The organism is Limimaricola pyoseonensis (assembly GCF_900102015.1).
Taxonomy (GTDB): domain Bacteria; phylum Pseudomonadota; class Alphaproteobacteria; order Rhodobacterales; family Rhodobacteraceae; genus Limimaricola; species Limimaricola pyoseonensis.
Genome location: NZ_FNAT01000002.1, coordinates 209,579 through 227,655 on the forward strand (window position 1 = coordinate 209,579; position 18,077 = coordinate 227,655).

General features: G+C 72.7%; 19 protein-coding genes. 15 read left to right on the forward strand and 4 right to left on the reverse strand.

Going from position 1 to position 18,077, the window contains the following annotated elements; all coding sequences use genetic code 11:
- Positions 1 to 262: 262 nt before the first annotated feature.
- The 8 genes from ccoN (at position 263) to ccoS (ending at position 8,071) form a co-directional block, all read left to right on the forward strand.
- The gene (gene ccoN, locus BLT43_RS04790) at positions 263 to 1,864 is read left to right on the forward strand and encodes a cytochrome-c oxidase, cbb3-type subunit I (protein ID WP_090110587.1); all 1,602 of its coding nucleotides are present in this window, start codon (positions 263 to 265) and stop codon (positions 1,862 to 1,864) included.
- A gap of 4 nt (positions 1,865 to 1,868) precedes the next feature.
- On the forward strand, positions 1,869 to 2,633 hold the full coding sequence (gene ccoO, locus BLT43_RS04795; RefSeq protein WP_090110589.1) for a cytochrome-c oxidase, cbb3-type subunit II: 765 nt from the start codon (positions 1,869 to 1,871) through the stop codon (positions 2,631 to 2,633).
- A gap of 10 nt (positions 2,634 to 2,643) precedes the next feature.
- Complete coding sequence (locus BLT43_RS04800; RefSeq protein ID WP_017927843.1) at positions 2,644 to 2,841, forward strand: CcoQ/FixQ family Cbb3-type cytochrome c oxidase assembly chaperone; 198 nt, start codon at positions 2,644 to 2,646, stop codon at positions 2,839 to 2,841.
- Positions 2,838 to 3,749, forward strand: a complete 912-nt coding sequence (gene ccoP, locus BLT43_RS04805; RefSeq protein WP_090110591.1) for a cytochrome-c oxidase, cbb3-type subunit III — start codon at positions 2,838 to 2,840, stop codon at positions 3,747 to 3,749. Before BLT43_RS04800 ends, ccoP begins: the two co-directional genes overlap by 4 nt.
- Before the next feature lie 116 nt (positions 3,750 to 3,865).
- Positions 3,866 to 5,290: a cytochrome c oxidase accessory protein CcoG gene (ccoG, locus tag BLT43_RS04810; protein WP_090110593.1), complete on the forward strand. Its 1,425-nt coding sequence runs from the start codon at positions 3,866 to 3,868 to the stop codon at positions 5,288 to 5,290.
- Entirely contained in the window at positions 5,287 to 5,736 is a 450-nt protein-coding gene (locus BLT43_RS04815; protein WP_090110595.1) for a FixH family protein, read from the forward strand. The genes ccoG and BLT43_RS04815 overlap by 4 nt, the downstream gene beginning before the upstream one ends.
- Positions 5,737 to 5,768: 32 nt before the next feature.
- Entirely contained in the window at positions 5,769 to 7,889 is a 2,121-nt protein-coding gene (locus BLT43_RS04820) for a heavy metal translocating P-type ATPase (protein WP_090111489.1), read from the forward strand.
- Positions 7,886 to 8,071: a cbb3-type cytochrome oxidase assembly protein CcoS gene (ccoS, locus tag BLT43_RS04825; protein ID WP_090110597.1), complete on the forward strand. Its 186-nt coding sequence runs from the start codon at positions 7,886 to 7,888 to the stop codon at positions 8,069 to 8,071. The genes BLT43_RS04820 and ccoS overlap by 4 nt, the downstream gene beginning before the upstream one ends.
- Positions 8,072 to 8,184: 113 nt before the next feature.
- On the opposite strand, the gene BLT43_RS04830 is transcribed toward ccoS, so the two are convergent.
- Positions 8,185 to 8,916 (reverse strand): DUF1194 domain-containing protein, encoded by a 732-nt coding sequence (locus BLT43_RS04830; protein ID WP_090110599.1) that lies wholly within the window; start codon positions 8,914 to 8,916, stop codon positions 8,185 to 8,187.
- 189 nt (positions 8,917 to 9,105) lie between these two features.
- On the opposite strand from BLT43_RS04830, the gene BLT43_RS04835 reads away from it, so the two are divergent.
- From BLT43_RS04835 to rpsD, 3 genes are all read left to right on the forward strand, one after another.
- A complete protein-coding gene (locus BLT43_RS04835; RefSeq protein WP_090110601.1) occupies positions 9,106 to 10,257 on the forward strand; it encodes a CaiB/BaiF CoA transferase family protein in 1,152 nt (383 codons plus the stop codon).
- A 63-nt stretch (positions 10,258 to 10,320) separates the two neighbouring features.
- The gene (locus BLT43_RS04840) at positions 10,321 to 11,238 is read left to right on the forward strand and encodes a lipid A-modifier LpxR family protein (protein ID WP_090110603.1); all 918 of its coding nucleotides are present in this window, start codon (positions 10,321 to 10,323) and stop codon (positions 11,236 to 11,238) included.
- 185 nt (positions 11,239 to 11,423) lie between these two features.
- Positions 11,424 to 12,044 (forward strand): 30S ribosomal protein S4, encoded by a 621-nt coding sequence (gene rpsD, locus BLT43_RS04845; protein ID WP_090110605.1) that lies wholly within the window; start codon positions 11,424 to 11,426, stop codon positions 12,042 to 12,044.
- Between the two features lie 180 nt (positions 12,045 to 12,224).
- Here the strand turns inward: rpsD and BLT43_RS04850 are convergent, their stop codons facing one another.
- Together BLT43_RS04850 and BLT43_RS04855 are read right to left on the reverse strand one after the other, a co-directional pair.
- On the reverse strand, positions 12,225 to 12,509 hold the full coding sequence (locus BLT43_RS04850; protein ID WP_090110607.1) for an SH3 domain-containing protein: 285 nt from the start codon (positions 12,507 to 12,509) through the stop codon (positions 12,225 to 12,227).
- 122 nt (positions 12,510 to 12,631) lie between these two features.
- Entirely contained in the window at positions 12,632 to 13,441 is an 810-nt protein-coding gene (locus BLT43_RS04855) for a hypothetical protein (RefSeq protein WP_090110609.1), read from the reverse strand.
- A 110-nt stretch (positions 13,442 to 13,551) separates the two neighbouring features.
- Here BLT43_RS04855 and hisC point away from each other — a divergent pair, with 110 nt between their 5' ends.
- Genes hisC through BLT43_RS04870 form a run of 3 tightly spaced genes read left to right on the forward strand, consistent with a single transcriptional unit; the run spans position 13,552 to position 16,462 of the window.
- Entirely contained in the window at positions 13,552 to 14,631 is a 1,080-nt protein-coding gene (hisC, locus tag BLT43_RS04860; RefSeq protein ID WP_090110611.1) for a histidinol-phosphate transaminase, read from the forward strand.
- Entirely contained in the window at positions 14,628 to 15,563 is a 936-nt protein-coding gene (locus BLT43_RS04865) for a prephenate/arogenate dehydrogenase family protein (protein WP_090110613.1), read from the forward strand. The genes hisC and BLT43_RS04865 overlap by 4 nt, the downstream gene beginning before the upstream one ends.
- On the forward strand, positions 15,560 to 16,462 hold the full coding sequence (locus BLT43_RS04870; RefSeq protein ID WP_242652222.1) for an extensin-like domain-containing protein: 903 nt from the start codon (positions 15,560 to 15,562) through the stop codon (positions 16,460 to 16,462). The genes BLT43_RS04865 and BLT43_RS04870 overlap by 4 nt, the downstream gene beginning before the upstream one ends.
- Positions 16,463 to 16,471: 9 nt before the next feature.
- Here the strand turns inward: BLT43_RS04870 and BLT43_RS04875 are convergent, their stop codons facing one another.
- Entirely contained in the window at positions 16,472 to 17,440 is a 969-nt protein-coding gene (locus tag BLT43_RS04875; RefSeq protein ID WP_090110615.1) for a DUF2125 domain-containing protein, read from the reverse strand.
- A gap of 62 nt (positions 17,441 to 17,502) precedes the next feature.
- Here BLT43_RS04875 and BLT43_RS04880 point away from each other — a divergent pair, with 62 nt between their 5' ends.
- The gene (locus BLT43_RS04880; protein WP_090110617.1) at positions 17,503 to 18,048 is read left to right on the forward strand and encodes a gamma-glutamylcyclotransferase; all 546 of its coding nucleotides are present in this window, start codon (positions 17,503 to 17,505) and stop codon (positions 18,046 to 18,048) included.
- Positions 18,049 to 18,077 lie beyond the last annotated feature (29 nt).

Here is an 18,077-nt window from a genome sequence, read left to right on the forward strand (position 1 = left end):
GCCACCTTCCGATCCGCATCCTCGCCCCGGCCGCGACGAGGCCGCTAGAGCGCCGCCCCGGCCCTTGGCGGGCAGGGCGGTGGGCCGCCCCGTGCGGCCGAGCCGCCGGGCCGCGCCATGCGCGGCATGCATGGCCGCCGCCCGGACCGGCCCGAGGCGAAATTGATCCATGTCAAAGCCCGCCCGGTGCGGGCCGTGCCATCGGCTGTCGAAACGCCGCGCCATTCCCGGAGCGCGGCCGAAGCCGAGGGACACGAGACCAATGGATTACATGAAGATCCCCTTGCTCGGCCTGGTCACGCTCCTGGCCGCGATCGCGGCCGACTGGGGGCGCGACCCGGCCTACAGCCTGCACGCCGCCATGGTGATGCTGATTGCGGGCGGGCTGCTGCTGCGCGAACTGCGCCGCACCGGCAGCCCGCGCCCTGCGCCCGACCTGTCGGGCTACATGGACGGGCCGGTGCGCGCCGGCGTCATCGCCACCGCCTTCTGGGGGGTCATGGGCTTCCTCGTCGGCGTCTTCATCGCGCTGCAGCTGGCCTTCCCGACGCTGAACTTCGACTGGTCCGAGGGGCTCGCGAATTTCGGACGCCTGAGGCCGCTGCATACCTCGGCGGTGATCTTCGCCTTCGGCGGCAACGCGCTGATCGCGACCTCCTTCTACGTGGTGCAGCGCACCTCGGCGGCGCGGCTCTGGGGCGGCAACACCGCCTGGTTCGTGTTCTGGGGCTACCAGCTCTTCATCGTCTTCGCCGCCACCGGCTACCTGCTCGGATCGACCCAGTCGAAGGAATACGCCGAGCCGGAATGGTACGTCGACATCTGGCTCACCGTGGTCTGGCTCGCCTACCTCGCGGTCTATCTCGGCACGATCCTGAAGCGGCGCGAGCGCCACATCTACGTCGCCAACTGGTTCTTCCTCGCCTTCATCGTCACCGTGGCGATGCTGCACGTGGTCAACAACCTGTCGATCCCGGTCTCGATCTGGGGCTCCAAGTCGGTGCAGCTCTTCGCCGGCGTGCAGGACGCGATGACCCAGTGGTGGTACGGCCACAACGCGGTGGGCTTCTTCCTGACCGCGGGCTTCCTCGGCATGATGTACTACTTCGTGCCCAAGCAGGCCGGCCGGCCGGTCTACAGCTACAAGCTGTCGATCATCCACTTCTGGGCGCTGATCTTCCTCTACATCTGGGCCGGTCCGCACCACCTGCACTACACCGCGCTGCCCGACTGGGCCTCGACGCTGGGCATGGTGTTCTCGGTGATCCTGTGGATGCCGAGCTGGGGCGGCATGATCAACGGCCTGATGACGCTCGAGGGCGCCTGGGACAAGATCCGCACCGACCCGATCATCCGCATGTTCGTGGCCAGCCTCGCCTTCTACGGCATGTCGACCTTCGAGGGGCCGGTGATGTCGATCCGGGCGGTCAACTCGCTGTCGCACTACACCGACTGGACCATCGGCCACGTGCATTCCGGCGCGCTCGGCTGGAACGGGCTGATCACCTTCGGCTGCCTCTACTTCCTGACGCCGAAGCTCTGGGGCCGGGAGCGCATGTATTCCAGCGCCGCGATCAACTGGCACTTCTGGCTCGCGACGATCGGCATCGTGCTCTACGCGGCGGCGATGTGGGTCACCGGGATCATGGAAGGCCTGATGTGGCGCGAGGTCGACGACCAGGGCTTCCTCGTCAACTCCTTCGCCGACACCGTTGCCGCCAAGTTCCCGATGTACGTGATCCGCGCGCTGGGCGGCGGCCTCTACCTCGCCGGTGCGCTGATCATGGTCTGGAACATGTGGATGACCGTGCGCCGCGCCCCGGCCCGCAGCATCGCCCCCACCGACACCATCGCCGCGGAGTGATCCCATGACCGAGCAAACCACCCAGACCGCCCCGGCGGGCAAGCCCCGGCTGATCGACCGCCACGGCATGATCGAGCGCAACGCCACGCTGCTTCTGGTGCTGTCCTTCGTCGTCGTCACCATCGGCGGCATCGTCGAGATCGCGCCGCTGTTCTGGCTCGAGAACACGGTCGAGGAGGTCGACGGCATGCGGCCCTACTCGCCGCTCGAGCTGGCGGGGCGCGACATCTACGTGCGCGAGGGCTGCTATGTCTGCCACAGCCAGATGATCCGCCCGATGCGCGACGAGGTCGAACGCTACGGCCATTACAGCCTCGCCGCCGAGTCGATGTACGACCACCCGTTCCAGTGGGGCTCCAAGCGCACCGGCCCGGATCTCGCGCGGGTCGGCGGGCGCTACTCGGACGAATGGCATGTCGACCATTTCCGCGACCCGCAATCGGTGGTGCCCGAAAGCGTCATGCCGAAATACGACTTCCTCGAACGCCGGCCGCTCTCGGCCGAGGACGCCCCGGCGCTGCTGCGCACGCACCGCCTGGTCGGCGTGCCCTACAGCGCCGCGATGATCGAGACGGCCGAGGCCGATTTCCGGGCCCAGGCCGACCCGATGGGCGACCATGACGGGCTGCTCGAGCGCTACCCGGGCGCGCAGGCCCGCGACTTCGACGGCAACCCCGAGCTGACCGAGATGGATGCGCTGATCGCCTATCTCCAGATGCTCGGCACGCTGGTCGACTTCTCCACCTTCACCGCAGATGCCAGCCGATAGGGGACGCGCGATGGACACCTACTCGATACTTCGACAGATCGCCGACAGCTGGGTGCTGCTGATGATGTTCGGCTTCTTTCTCGGCTGCATTCTCTGGGCCTTCCGGCCCGGCAGCCGGCCGCTGCACGACGACGCGGCGCGGCTGATCTTCTCGCCCGAGCCGGAGCAGCCGCTCCAGCGCGGCGCGAAGCGGGAGGCCGGGCAATGAGCGGGGGCGAGCGCGACGAGATCACCGGCACCGAGACCACCGGCCATGAATGGGACGGCATCCGCGAGCTGAACAACCCGCTGCCGCGCTGGTGGCTGTGGACCTTCTACGCCACCGTGGTCTGGGGCATCGGCTACACCATCGCCTTCCCGGCCTGGCCGCTGGTCTCGGGCGCGACGGCGGGGGTGCTGGGCTGGTCCACCCGCGCGGCCGTCGCCGAGGAGATCCGCGCGGTCGAAACGGCGCAAACCGGGCAATGGGCGGCGCTGCTCGACGCCGATCTGGCGGCGCTGCGCGAGGACGACCCGGACCTGCACCGCTTCGCCGTGCAGGCCGGCGCGGCGCTGTTCCGCACCAACTGCTCGCAATGCCACGGCGCGGGCGCGGCCGGCGCGGTGGGCTATCCGAACCTGCTCGACGACGACTGGCTCTGGGGCGGCGAGATCGAGGAGATCGCCCACACCATCCGCCACGGCATCCGCAACGAGGAAGACCCCGAGACGCGCTTCTCGCAGATGCCGGGCTTCGGCGACTTCCTCGGCCGCGACGAGATCCGCAGCCTCGTCGCGCATGTCCGGGCGCTGCCCGAGGGCGCCGATCCGGAGGCGGGCCCGGCCGGCGCGCTCTTCGCCGACAACTGCGCCTCGTGCCACGGCGCGGATGCGCGCGGCGACCGGTCGATCGGCGCGCCCGACCTCACCGACGCGATCTGGCTCTACGGCGACGCGCCCGAGACCCTGACCCGCGTGATCGCCGAAGGGCCCTACGGCGTGATGCCGGGCTGGGGCGGCCGGCTCGACGAGGCCGAGCTGCGGGCGCTGGCCTCCTATGTCCACCAGCTCGGCGGCGGCGAGGCCGAGGAGCGGCGGATAGGGGCGGCCCCCGGCTCGGCCGCGGAACCCGGCTGAGGCTCGCGCGCCCCCGCCGTCGCGGCGGGGGCGCGCGAGCTTTCCGAAATTGATCCACGTCAATGCCGCCCGTCCTGCCGCGCCGCAGAAGGGCCTCGGCAGACAGGACGGAACAGATGACGGCACGATCTTCCTCACTCTACGCGGCGCGGGTGCCGATCTTCCCGCGCCGGGTCTCGGGCTTCTACCGCCGGCTGAAATGGCAGATCATGGCGGTGACGCTGGGGATCTACTACCTCACCCCGTGGCTGCGCTGGGATCGCGGGCCGGAGCTGCCCGACCAGGCGGTGCTGGTCGATCTCGCGCATCGGCGCTTCTACTTCTTCATGATCGAGATCTGGTCGCACGAGTTCTACTTCGTGGCGGGGCTTCTGGTCATGGCCGGGATCGGCCTGTTCCTGTTCACCGCGGCGCTGGGCCGGGTCTGGTGCGGCTATGCCTGCCCGCAGACGGTCTGGACCGACCTCTTCATCCTGGTCGAGCGCTGGATCGACGGCGACCGCAACGCCCGGCTGCGGCTGCACGCCGCGCCCTGGTCGGTGCGCAAGTGGCGGCTGCGGCTGACCAAGTGGACGGCTTGGGCGCTGATCGGCCTCATGACCGGCGGGGCCTGGGTGTTCTACTTCACCGACGCGCCGACGCTGGCGCGCGATCTCGCGAACTTCTCCGCCCCGCCCGTGGCCTACGCCACCATCCTCGTGCTGACCGCCACCACATTCGTCTTCGGCGGCTTCATGCGCGAGCAGGTCTGCATCTACATGTGCCCCTGGCCGCGCATCCAGGGCGCGATGATGGACGAGGATACGCTGACCGTCGCCTATCGCGACTGGCGCGGCGAGCCGCGCGGCAAGCATCGCAAGGCCGTCGCGGCCGAGGGCTTGGGCGACTGCATCGACTGCAGCGCCTGCGTCAATGTCTGCCCGATGGGGATCGACATCCGCGATGGCCAGCAGATGGCCTGCATCACCTGCGCGCTGTGCATCGACGCCTGCGACGAGGTCATGGCCCGCACCGGCCGCGACCGGGGCCTGATCGACTACCTCGCGCTGTCGGATGCCCCGCGCGAGGCGGCCGGCGCCGCGCCGCGCCCGGCGCGGCAGCACGTCTTCCGCCCGCGCAACATCCTCTACGCCGCGCTCTGGGCCGGGATCGGCGTGGCGCTGGTGGCGATGCTGTTCATGCGCGCCGATGTCGAGCTGACGGTCGCGCCCGAGCGCAACCCGCGCTTCGTGACGCTCTCGGACGGCAGCATCCGCAACGCCTACGACCTGCGGCTGCGCAACAAGACCGGCACGCCGCGGGACTTCGCGCTGTCGCTGGGCGGCGGGACGGGGCTGGCGCTCTCGGTCGAGGGCGCGGCGCGGCCGGTCGTCACCGTGCCCGCCGACACCCAGGCGCTGGCCCGCATCTACGTGACCGCGCCGCCGGCATCGGCGCAGGCCGGGCAACATCGCAGCACGCTGCGGATCTGGGCCGAGGCCGCCGGCGACGGCGCGCGCGCCTCGGTCGACACCACCTTCAACGGGCAGGACAAGCCATGACCACAAGGGAACTCACCGGCCGCCACGTGTTGGGGCTCTTCGCCGGCGCCTTCGCCGTGATCATCGGGGTCAACCTTACCATGGCGGTGCAGGCCGTGGGCAGCTTCTCGGGGCTCGAGGTCGACAGCAGCTACGTCGCGAGCCAGAGCTTCGAGCGCCGCCGCGCGGCGCAGGAGCGGCTGGGCTGGACCGTGCGGGCCGATCACGAGGGCGGCGCGCTGCGGCTCGAGCTGCGCGACCGGGACGGCCGGATCGTCACGCCCGCCCGCCTCGCCGTCGCGATCGGGCGGCCGACGGAGCGGGCCGAGCCGCTGCAGATCGGGGCCGCGGACGGCACGCCCGTCCCGCTCGATCTCGCGCCCGGCCTGTGGCGGATCGACCTCGAGGCCGAGGCCGCCGACGGCACGCCGTTCGAGAAGCGCATCGCCCTGCGGGTGCGGCCGTGACCGCGGCCTGCCCGGCCTGCGTGGCGGCGCCGATGTCGCAGGACGCGCCGGCCGCCACGATCGCGCGTCCCGACCTCGTGCTGCACCTGCCAGACATCCATTGCGCCGCCTGCATCGCCTCGGTCGAGGCGGCGCTGGCGCGGCTGCCCGGCATCCGCGAGGCGCGGGTCAACCTGACCCGCAAGCGCGTGCACCTGTGCACCGACGGCCTCGACGCGGACGGCGTGATCGACGCGCTCGCCGCCCGGGGCCACAGGGCGCAGCGCCTCGACACCGACCTGCTGGCCGGCCGCGACAGCACCGGGCGCGACCTGATCCTGCGGATCGGCGTGTCGGGCTTCGCGATGATGAACGTGATGCTGCTGTCGGTCGCGGTGTGGTCCGGCGCGGCTCAGGCGACGGCGCAGCTGTTCCACCTCGTCTCGGCGCTGATCGCGCTGCCCGCCGTGGCCTACGCGGCGCGGCCCTTCTTCGCCTCGGCGGCGCGGGCGGTCTCGGCGGGGCGGCTCAACATGGACGTGCCGATCTCGCTGGCCATCGGCCTCGCGACGCTGGTCTCGCTTCTGGGCGCGCTCGAGGGGGCGGAGCGGCCGGGCTGGTTCGACGCCGCGCTGGCGCTGACCTTCTTCCTGCTGATCGGCCGCTACCTCGACCATGCCGGCCGGCAGGCAGCGCGCTCGGCGGCCTCGGAACTGGCCGCGCTCGAGGCGCCGCAGGCGCTGCGGCTGCAGGGCGGCCGAGAGGAGATCGTGCGCGCGGCCAGCCTCGTCGAGGGCGACCTGATCCGCGTCAGGCCGGGCGACCGGGTGCCGGCCGACGGGGTGGTGCGCGACGGCGAGAGCGATCTCGACCGCTCGGCGCTGACCGGCGAGAGCCGGCCGCAGCCGGTGGCGCCGGGGGCCGAGATCTCGGCCGGCGAGACCAATCTGAGTGGCCCGCTCACCGTCGAGGTGCGCCGCGCCGGCTCGGACACCCGGCTGCGGCGGCTGGCCGAGCTGGTGGCGGTGGCCGAGAACCAGCGCTCGCGGCATTCCGGCCTCGCCGACCGCGCGGCGCGGATCTATGCGCCGGTCGTGCACCTGCTGGGCGCGGCGGCCTTCCTCGGCTGGTGGTGGGGCACCGCCGACGGCTGGCGCGCGCTCGACGTGGCGATCTCGGTGCTGGTGATCACCTGTCCCTGCGCGCTCGGCCTCGCGGTGCCTGCGGTCTCGACCGTGACGACCGGCTGGCTGTTCCGCCGCGGCATCCTCGTCAAGTCGCACACCGCGCTCGAGCGGATGTCCGAGATCGACATGGTGGTGTTCGACAAGACCGGCACGCTGACCACCGGCGAGCTGGTGCTGGCGGGCGATCCGCCCGACGCGGTCCTGGCGCTGGCGGCAGGGCTGGCGCAGGCCTCGGCGCATCCGCTGTCGCGCGCGATCCGCGCCGCCGCCCATGCGCGCGGGCTCGCGCCGGTGCCGGTGGAGCGGCTGCGCGAGCGGCCCGGCCGCGGGGTCGAGGGGCGCCACGAGGGCCGCGAGGTCGCGCTGGGCAACCCCGATTGGCTGGGCATGAAGGCCGATCACGACGAAACCGTCGTCGGGCTGCGCGATGCCCAAGGCGCGACCTACGCGCTGCGCTTCGCCGAGACGCCCCGGGCCGACGCCGCGGCCAGCGTCGCGCGGCTGCGCGCCGAGGGCTACGAGGTGGCGCTTCTGTCGGGCGACGCGCCGGGCCCGGTCGCGCGCCTCGCGGCCGGGCTGGGGATCGAACGCTTCGAGGCGCGCATGTCGCCCGAGGCCAAGGTCGACTGGCTCAGGGCCCGCCGGGCCGAGGGGCGGCGCTGCCTGATGGTGGGCGACGGCCTGAACGACACCGGCGGCCTGGCCGAGAGCCATGCCTCGATCGCGCCGGGCAACGCGCTCGACGCGGCGCGCAACGCGGCCGACCTCGTGCTGCTGCATGACCGGCTGACCGCGGTGTCGGACGCGCTCGCGATGGCGCGGGTGGCGACGCGCCGGATGCGGCAGAACATCTGGCTGTCGGTGCTCTACAACGCGGTGTCGATCCCGCTGGCGCTGGCCGGGCTCGCGACGCCCTGGCTCGCGGCGCTGGCGATGTCGAGCTCCTCGCTCACGGTCAGCCTCAACGCGGCGAGGCGCATGCGATGAACGTGCTCGTGATCCTGATGCCGGTGTCGTTGTTCCTGGGGGGGCTGGGGCTGCTCGGCTTCCTGTGGACGCTGCGGTCGCAGCAGTACGAGGATCCGGACGGGGACAAGGCCCGGATCCTGAACGACAGGTGGGACGAGCTGCCCGATGACGGCGGCCCGGTCCCCCGCGCGCCGCGCTAGGCGGCATCGCGGCGAGGCTGCGTGGCCGGGGCAGGGCCCGGCGGTCCGCCGCGGGCCGCCCGGGTCTTGGCCCGCCGCCTGCCGAAGCGCGCGTGTCGCGTGGCCGGGCGGCGTCAGCCGCCGCAGCAGGCCGCGCGGCGACGGTCCTGGGCCCCGTGCCCCGGCCCGGCGATCTCCAGCACCAGCTTGCGGCGCACGGTCTGCGCGAAGGTCGCGCGGCTCTCGGCCGTCACCATGAAGGCGCCGGGCCCGCCGATGATGCGCGTGGCATATTCGGCCTCGAGATTGCCGCCCGCGCGCCGTCCGTCCTCGGGCCGCAGGATCGGCAGGGCGTTTATGGTGATGCCGGCCGCGATCACCTCGGCCCGCGCGGCGGCGATCGACGGGCCCGAGGAGTTGCCGATGCTGTCGCCGGAGAAGTCGATCACCGCGCGCGGCGCGTCGATGTCGTTGCTCTCGATCAGCCGCTTGCCCTCGAGCAGGGCGCCGCCGATGGCGTTGCGGCCGACGGCGAGGCGGGGCGGGGTCAGCAGCGCCTCGGCGAAGGCCGCCGCGCTGTCGTGGTCCGAGATGATCGTCCAGCCCACCACCACGGCGGTGTTGGTCGCCCATTCGACATAGGTCACCGCGATGGTGCCGTAGAGCGAATCCTCGATCGCCGCGACGACCTCCGGATCGGTCAGGGCCATGGCGTAGCCCTGCCGTTGGAACGCCAGCTCCCCGTCGTCGATCGAGCCGGAGCCGTCGGCCAGCAGCACCAGCTCAAGCCCGACCTCGCGGCGCTCCTGCGCGAAGCCGGCGCCCGCGGCGAGAAGCGCGAGAAGGAGGAGACCGGGAAGCTTCATGCGGGGCAGGATAGCCCGGTTCCGCCACGATCGCGACGGTTTCGGCCGGACCGGGGCCGGACCGGCGCATAAGAGCCCATGGGGGCCTCGGGGCGCTGCCGCCTCCTGCCGGGCTGCCGGCCCGGAAATCGCTGTGGCCACCGGCGCCGCCAGCCGCTAGCGTCGCGCCGCCACGAGGAGGAGGGACGCATGGCCGAAGCGAAAGAGGCGCCGCTGGCGGGGCTGAGGGTGGTCGAGCTGGCGCGCATCCTCGCCGGGCCCTGGGCCGGGCAGGTGCTGGCCGATCTCGGCGCCGAGGTGATCAAGGTCGAGGCGCCCGAGGGCGACGACACCCGCCGCTGGGGCCCGCCCTGGATCGAGGTCGAGGGCGACCGCTCCGCCGCCTATTTCCACGCCTGCAACCGCGGCAAGAAGAGCGTCACCGCCGATTTCCGCACGCCCGAGGGGCTGGAGCTGACCCGCGCGCTGATCCGCGGCGCCGACGTGGTTATCGAGAACTTCAAGGTCGGGGGGCTCGCGAAATACGGGCTCGACTACGAGAGCCTCAAGGAAGAGAACCCGGCGCTGGTCTACTGCTCGATCACCGGTTTCGGGCAGGACGGTCCCTATGCGGCCCGGGCCGGCTACGACTTCCTGATCCAGGGCATGTCGGGGATCATGGACCTGACCGGCGACCCGGCGGGCGAGCCGCAGAAGATCGGCGTCGCCTTCACCGACATCTTCACCGGGCTCTACTCGGTCATCGCTATCCAGGCGGCGCTCGCCGCGCGCCAGAAGACCGGCCGGGGCCAGCATATCGACATGGCGCTGATGGACTGCGCGACCGGCGTGCTCGCCAACCAGGCGATGAACTTCCTCGCCACCGGCGAGGCGCCGCGGCGGCTGGGCAACGCGCACCCCAATATCGCGCCCTACCAGGTGTTCCGCGCTGCCGATGGCGACCTGATCCTCGCGGTCGGCAATGACGGCCAGTTCCGCCGCGCCTGCGCGGTGCTGGGGCTGGACGCGCTGCCGGACGATGCGCGCTTCGCCACCAACGGCGCGCGCGTCGCCAACCGCGAGGCGCTCTCCGAGGCGATGGGCGCGGCCTTCGCGGCGCGCGGCCGCGACGAGGTGCTGGCCGCGCTCGAGGCCGCGACGGTGCCCGCCGGGCCGATCAACCGGGTCGACCAGGTCTTCGCCGACCCGCAGGTGACGGCGCGGGGCCTTCGGATCGAGCCCGAGGGCGTGCCGGGGCTGCGCAGCCCGATCCGCTTTTCCGACAGCCCGCTCGCGCTCGACCGCCGCGCGCCCAAGCTCGGCGAGCATGACCGCGAGGACACGGGCGGCAGCGGGGCGTAGCGCCACGGCTGGCGCGCGGCGGGGCAGGGCGGCTAGACCGGTGCGGCCAGCCCGGAGACCGCCATGCGCCTGCCTCTCGCCGCCCTGACCGTAGCGATCGCCCTGCCAGTACAGGCAGAGACGCCGGGCAAGACACGGGCCGAGACGCAGGCCAAGACGCTGGGCTGGGGGCGGATCTTCTCGAACGACTACATCGGCGACGGCCACGACCGCTGGCGCAGCGGCTCTTTCGCGCTGTCGATGATCCGGGGCGATGCCTGGGACGGCGCGCCGCCCGCCGGGCCGGACGCGCTGCTGGAGCTGAGGTTTCGCAGCGAAATCCTCGCCCCCGCGCGCACGCGCGACGGGCGCGACGACCGGCCCTATGCCGGGCTTCTGGCTTTCGGCGCCTTCGGGCACCAGTCGCTCGGACCGATCGAGGGCAGCTTCGGCGGCGAGGTGATCGCGCGCGGCCCCTCGACGGGCCTGTCGGAGTTCCAGGAGCGGACGCACGATATCCTCGGCTTCGAGCCGCCGCGCGGCACCGACCGGCAGCTCGGCGACGCGCTGCACCTGCATGCGCAGAGCGAAGTGGCCTGGCCGCTGCGGCCGGACGACCGCCTCACGCTGCGCCCCTTCCTCGCCGCCGAGGCGGGCAGCGAGGAGCTGCTGCGCCTCGGCGCGGACCTCGTCTGGGGCGGCATCGGCCATGACGCGCTGTGGCTGCGCGACCCCGTGACCGGCCAGCCCTATCGCGGGATCGAGGCGCCGGAGACCGGCTGGGCCGTCACCGCCGGTGCCGACTGGGCCGCGGTGGGCGACAGCGTCTTCCTGCCCGGCCGCGAGGAACGCGACCGCACCCGCGCCCGCGCCGGTTTGCACTGGCAGCCGGCCCCCGAGATCCGGCTGTTCTACGGGCTGACATGGTTGTCGGAGGAGTTCGCGGGCCAGCACGAGGCGCAGGTGCTGGGGTCGCTCAAGCTCGAGTTCGGGCTCTGGTAGGGGGCGGTTGACTCGCCCCTCCACGGCTGTATAAGCCGCCCGTCCCGGGACGCGGTTCCGGGGCATTCATTGGTGTTGGCGGACCCCGCGAGGGGATCCCTGTCGGGAGGCGGCCCCAAGGCCGTCCCAGAGGACAACGCCCTTCGATACATGGCCCCCCGGGGCCGAGAGAAGGAGATCAGAGAGTGACCAAACGCACCTCTGCCAAGTACAAGATCGACCGCCGCATGGGCGAGAACATCTGGGGCCGTCCGAAGTCCCCGGTGAACCGCCGCGAATACGGCCCCGGCCAGCACGGCCAGCGCCGCAAGCAGAAGCTGTCGGACTTCGGCATCCAGCTGCGCGCCAAGCAGAAGCTCAAGGGCTACTACGGCGACCTGACCGAGAAGCAGTTCCGCCGCATCTTCGGTGAGGCCGAGCGCGTCAAGGGCGACACCGGCGAGAACCTGATCGGCCTGCTCGAGCGCCGCCTCGACGCCGTCGTGTACCGCGCCAAGTTCGTGCCGACCGTCTTCGCCGCCCGCCAGTTCGTGAACCACGGCCACGTGACCGTGAACGGCAAGCGCGTGAACATCCCGTCGTACCGCGTCAAGGAAGGCGACGTCATCGCCGTCCGCGACAAGTCCAAGCAGCTCGCCGTGGTGCTGGAAGCCTCGCAGCTGCCCGAGCGCGACGTGCCGGACTACCTCGAGGTCGACCACTCCAAGATGACCGCCACCTTTGTGCGCGTCCCGGGCCTGGGCGACGTGCCCTACCCGGTGCAGATGGAGCCGAACCTCGTCATCGAATTCTACGCCAAGAACTGATCCGGAATACCGGACGGGGGACAGGGGGCCGCGCGGGAGACCGCGCGGCCCTTTCTCATGGGCGACTCCGCGGGGCGGCCACGGGCGGGCCTGCGGCGGCGCGCGATGGCCGCGCGTCTACGGGCCGGCGCTTCGGGCGCCGGCGCGGTTGGGCTTGCGGGCAGGTGCGGGGGTGCCGGCTCAGCGATCCGACAGGTAGTCTTCGGACACGTAGCCCGTGACGCCGGGCGCGTCGGCCAGCGCGACGCGGCACCACAGCTGGCCCGCCTCGGTGACGCAGTCGCGCCGAAGAAGCCGGGTGCCGTCGGGCAGGCCGAGGATCACCGCGTGGCCCAGCCCCGGCCCCGCGCGCAGCTTCAGAAGCTCGTCCGGGCCCGCGCCCTCGACCATCGTCCGGCTCGCGGACGCGCCGCAGCCGGAGACGAGCGCCAATGTCAGGATCGCGGCGATGGCAGGGTGGCGCATGGGCTGACCTCTTGGATGTCCGTCACCGGCACTTCTGTCAGCCCGACCGCCGCGAGTGAAGCCCGAACTCCCGCGCGCGGCGACGGGTCGGCGGGTTCGGGCCGGGGGCCGCCCCGTCCGTCTCAGGCCTGCAGCGCGCCAAGCCGCCGCTGCGCGGCCCAGTCCTGCAGCACGGCGAAACGGTCCGCGTTCTCGTCGGGCAGGTCGAGCTGCGGCAGGTCCGAGATCAGCGCGTAGAACCGCGCCTCGGTCTTGGGGCCCTGCGCGGCGGCCGCGCGCGCCATCACCACCAGCGCCTCTGGCAGCCGCCGCTCGGCCCGGCCGTGGCTGTAATAGAGCGCGAAGGGCGCCGAGTTCAGGCTCGCCACCACGTCGGCGAGGCGGTCGAACAGCCCGGTCACGTCCGCCCCCGGCGGCAGGCTGTGCAGCAGCGCGGCGAAGGCGCGGCCCGCCTGCACGCTCTGCACCGTGGCGAGGATGAAGCTCACCGCCAGCGTCAGCACCACCATGCCGTTCACCCCCGCCAGCACCTCGACCGCGTTCCAGAACGTGCCCGAGGGCCGGGTGATCGCGCCGCCCAGCGTCGAGAGCAGGTGCCCGACATGCGCCAGCGCGTCCCAGAAGCCGGCCTGCTCGGCCGACTGTGTCAGCACCACGGCGCTCGGGTCCGACAGCACCACCAGCGTCCAGCCCAGCGCCGTGCCGGCGATCCAGAAGGCCGCGACCACCACCATCACGATCACTCCGCTCATCCGCGCCAGCACCTTGGCCGGGCGGTGCTTCGTCGCATGCGCGAGGATCGCGAAGACGGTGCGGGCGATGCGGTCCGACAGGATCACCCGCGGCGCGGCGCCGATCGTGGCGAGGATGAAGTCGACCGAAACGAGGGCGAGGATCGCGATGCCCGAAACGAGGTGGAGCGCGCTGGTCATGCCGCGACAGATAGGCGCGGCATCGCTCGCGGCCAGTTCGCAGGCGGCGCTTGCCGCTGGAAACCGCGCCCGCGCCCGGCTATGCAGGCGCGGTCCGAAGGAGCGCAGACATGAGCATCACCCCGCAGCCCGGCATCATGGAAATCGCCCTCTACCAGGGTGGGCAGAGCAGGCTGGAGGGCCATGACGAGGTCCTCAAGCTCAGCTCGAACGAGAACCCCTACGGCCCGAGCCCGCGCGCGCAGGACGCGCTGCGCGCCGCCGCCGCCGGCCTGCATCTCTATCCCTCGACCGACCACGCGCAGCTGCGCGCCGCGATCGCCGAGGTCCATGACCTCGACGCCGAGCGCATCATCTGCGGCGTGGGCTCGGACGAGGTGCTGCAGTTCCTCGCCCAGTGCTATGCCGGCCCGGGCGACGAGGTGATCCACACCGAGCACGGCTTCGCCATGTACCCGATCCTCGCCCGCGCGGCCGGGGCGACGCCGGTCATGGTGCGCGAACGCGACCGGGTGGTCGATGTCGACGCGATCCTCGAGGCCTGCACGCCGCGCACCCGGCTCATCTACCTCACCAACCCCGGCAACCCGACCGGCACGATGATCCCGGTCGAGGCGGTGGCGCGGCTTGCCGACGCGATCCCCGACCACGTGATCCTCGTGCTCGACGGGGCTTACGTCGAGTTCACCGAGGATTACGACGGCGGCGCGCGGCTGGTCGAGGCGCGCGGCAACGTGGTGATGACCCGCACCTTCTCGAAGATCCACGGGCTCGGCGGCCTCCGGATCGGCTGGGGCTACGGCCCACGCGAGATCATCGACGTGCTGAACCGCGTGCGCCAGCCCTTCAACCTGTCCAACGCCCAGCTCACGGCTGCCGAGGCGGCGATCCGCGACACCGGCTTCACCGAGATGTGCCGCGCCGAGACCGCCCGGCTCAGGGTCTGGATGCGCGACAAGCTCCTGGGCCTCGGCCTCGCCTGCGACGAGAGCCACGCCAACTACGTGCTGGTGCGCTTCAAGGACGAATCCGAGGCCATCGCCTGCGACGCGATGCTGCGCGAGGAGGGCATCATCGTGCGCCGGGTCGGCGGCTACGGCTTCCCCGAGGGGCTGCGCATCACGGTGGGCGACGAGGCGGGCTGCCGCCGCGTGGTCGGCTGCATCGCCCGGTTCCGGGGGCAGGCGTGAGCGCGCCGATCTACGGGCGCGTCGCGCTGATCGGCCTCGGACTCATCGCCTCCTCGATGGCGCATGCGATGCGCCGCGCCGGGCTCGCGGGCGAGATCACCGGCCATGCCCGCTCGGCCGAGACCCGCGCCGTGGCGGCCGAGATCGGCCTCGTCGACCGGGTCTGCGAAACGGCGGCCGAGGCGGCCGAAGGCGCCGACCTCGTGGTGCTCTGCGTGCCGGTCGGCGCGATGGGCGCGGTGGCCGAGGAGATCTCGCCGGTGCTGAAGCCGGGCGCGACGGTGTCGGATGTCGGCTCGGTCAAGAAGGCGGTGATCGAGGCGGTGGCGCCGCACATCCCCGAGGGCGTGCATTTCGTGCCGGCCCACCCGCTGGCGGGCACCGAGCATTCGGGCCCGCGCTCGGGCTTTGCGGAACTGTTCGACAACCGCTGGTGCCTGATCGTGCCGGCGAACGGCGACACCGAGCCCGAGGCCGTGGCCCGGCTTTCCGGGCTGTGGGAGGCCATGGGCGCGCATGTCGACGTGATGGATGCCGAGCACCACGATCTCGTGCTCGCCGTGACCAGCCACACGCCGCACCTGATCGCCTACACCATGGTGGGCGTGGCCGACGACCTGCGCCGCGTCACCGACAGCGAAGTGATCAAGTACTCCGCCGCCGGCTTCCGCGACTTCACCCGGATCGCGGCCTCGGACCCGACCATGTGGCGCGACGTCTTCCTGACCAACAAGGAGGCGACGCTGGAGATCCTCGGCCGCTTCACCGAGGAGCTGTTCGCGCTGCAGCGCGCGATCCGCACCGGCGACGGCGACCACCTGCACGACTACTTCACCCGCACCCGCGCCATCCGGCGCGGCATCATCGAGGCGGGCCAGGACACCGCCGCGCCCGATTTCGGCCGCGGCGCGGCGCGGGAGCGCCGGGGGTGAAGCGCCCCGCCTGGCCGCTGGCCGCGGCCCTCTGCGCGACGCTGTCGATGACGGCGGCGGCGCAGGAGCTGGCCCCCGACCGCGCCGCGCGCCCGGTCGGACGGGTTTCGAGCGCGCCCGTCGCGGCGCCCGAGCTGCCGTCGGGTCAGCCCGCGACCGTGTCGCGCCCGCGTGCCCGGCTCGCGGCGGTTCCGGCCGCCGCTGCCCCCGCCGCCCCCGCGCCCGAGGCGCCGGTGGCCGGACCGGCGCCTGCATCGCCGCCCGCATCTCCTGAGGCCGTCGCCGCCGCGCCGCGCCCGGCCGAACGTCCGGACCTGCGACCGGCGATCGCCACCGCGCGGACCGTCTCCGCCCCGGTCGCGCCGGCGGCCATCGCCCAGGCGGGGGCCCTCTGCGGCGTGCCCGGGCTCGAAGGTGCGCGGGTCGCCCCGATCGACGGGGCAGGGGCCTGCGGCATCGCCGAGCCGGTGCGGATCACCGCGCTGCACGGCGTGCGCCTCGCCCCGGCCGCGGTGGTCGATTGCCCCACCGCGCGGGCGCTGGCGGCCTGGGTCGACCAGGCGGCGAAGCCCGCGCTCGCGGCCACGGGCGGCGGCCTTTCGGTGCTGCGCCTGGCCGGCAGCTATGTCTGCCGCCCGCGCAACCACGAGCAGGGGGCGCAGCTGTCCGAGCATTCCTTCGGGCGGGCGGTGGACATCTCAGCCTTCGGCCTGCGCGACGGGCGCGAGATCTCGCTCAGCGCCGGCTGGAACAGCCGCGGCGCGGGCGCGGCGCTCCGGTCGCTGCACAAGGCGGCCTGCGGCCCCTTCGGCACGGTGCTGGGCCCCGATGCCGACGCGGCGCATCGCGACCATTTCCACTTCGACACCGCGTCGGGCCGGTCGCCCTATTGCCGCTGAGCCCCCGGCTCAGCGCAGCCGCGGCGCCGGCCCGAGCGGGACGAAGCCCAGCGCCATCCGCCCGTCAGAGAAGCTGATCGGCGCCTCGAGCACGCCGTCGCTCTGCATCTGCTCGAGCGCGCCGCGCAGCAGGGGCGACTGCGCGACCGGCAGCCCGGCCTCGGCGGCAAGGTCGAGCAGCACCTGCCAGCCGGTGATCCGCAGCACCAGCTCGCCCTCGGGCGTGCCGTCGGCGGCGATCTCGAGCCGGCCTTCGCCGTCGAGCTTCACCGGCCCCCAGTCGAGCGACAGCTCGCGCAGGTCCAGCGCCTCGACCCGGGCGGGCGCGCCGGCCAGCGCCAGCGGCGCATCGGTCGCGAGCCCTGCCTCGAGCCGCGTGATCGGGATCTCGCGCGGCAGGCGGCCCTGCGGGTCCCACGCCGCGAGCAGCGCCTCGGGCAGGGCCAGCGCCGTGGCCTCGGCGAAGACGTCGTAGCCCTCGCCCTCGGGCACGGCGCGCAGCGCGGTCAGCACCCGGCCGAGCGTGGCCTCCCAGCCCAGATCCGAGCGGATCCGCACCGCGCCGGCCTCGGCGGTCGCCTCGCTGACGGGCAGGCGCGTGTCGAGCTCCACCGCGCCGGAGGCGCGGGGCGCCTGCGCGGTGATGGCCAGCTCCTGGCCCGGAAGCCGCACCACGTGCTCGTCGGCCGCCAGCGCGATCAGCCGGTTGGGCTGGTAGCTTTGCGACACGAAGCGCAGCCGCGGGCTCTGCCAGCCGAAGCCGCCATCGGGCGAGACCGCCGCGATCTCGTCGAGATCCAGCAGGAAGCGATAGGGAAAGCCCGTGGTGCCCTCGGTCTCGTAGTCGAGCTGCCAGCCGCGATCCTCGAGATCGGCGGTGACCTGCGCCAGCCGGGCATCCACCTGCCGGCTGCCCCAGACCCACCAGCCGCCGAAGGCCAGCGCGGCGAGCGCCACGAGAATCAGGATCAATCGCATCGAGGGGCCCTTTCGTCCGCACCGGATCGGGTGTCTACAGGGGCGGAGCTAGGAGGACCAGCATGACAGACCAGTCCGCGCTTTGGGTGTTCGGCTACGGATCGCTACTGTGGAACCCGGGCTTCCGGCCCGAGGAGGTGGTGGTGGCCCGTCTCGACGGCTGGCACCGCAGTTTCTGCATGTCCTCGATCCATCACCGCGGCACGCCCGAGCGGCCCGGCCTTGTGCTGGCGCTCGACCGCGCCGAGGGGGCGGTCTGCACCGGCCTGGCGCTGCGCGCCCCCGAGGCCGAGCGCGACCGCGTGCTGGAGATGCTGCGCGAGCGCGAGCTCGTCTCCTCGGCCTATCTCGAGACGCATCAGGACCTCGCCCTGACCGACGGGCGCGTGGTGCCCGCGCTCACCTACGTGATCGACCCGAAACACGAGCAATACGTGGCGCTCGACCTCGAGACGCAGGCCCGCCGCATCTCCGCCGCCGTGGGCGGGCGCGGCCCAAACGACGAGTATCTCTACAACACTGCGGCGCATCTCGAGGAGATGGGCGTGCACGATCCCGACCTCGACTGGCTGGTCGGGCGGGTGCGCAGCCTGAAGGCGGGCGTCTAGCAGCGCCGCCACACCCGACGCGCGAGGCG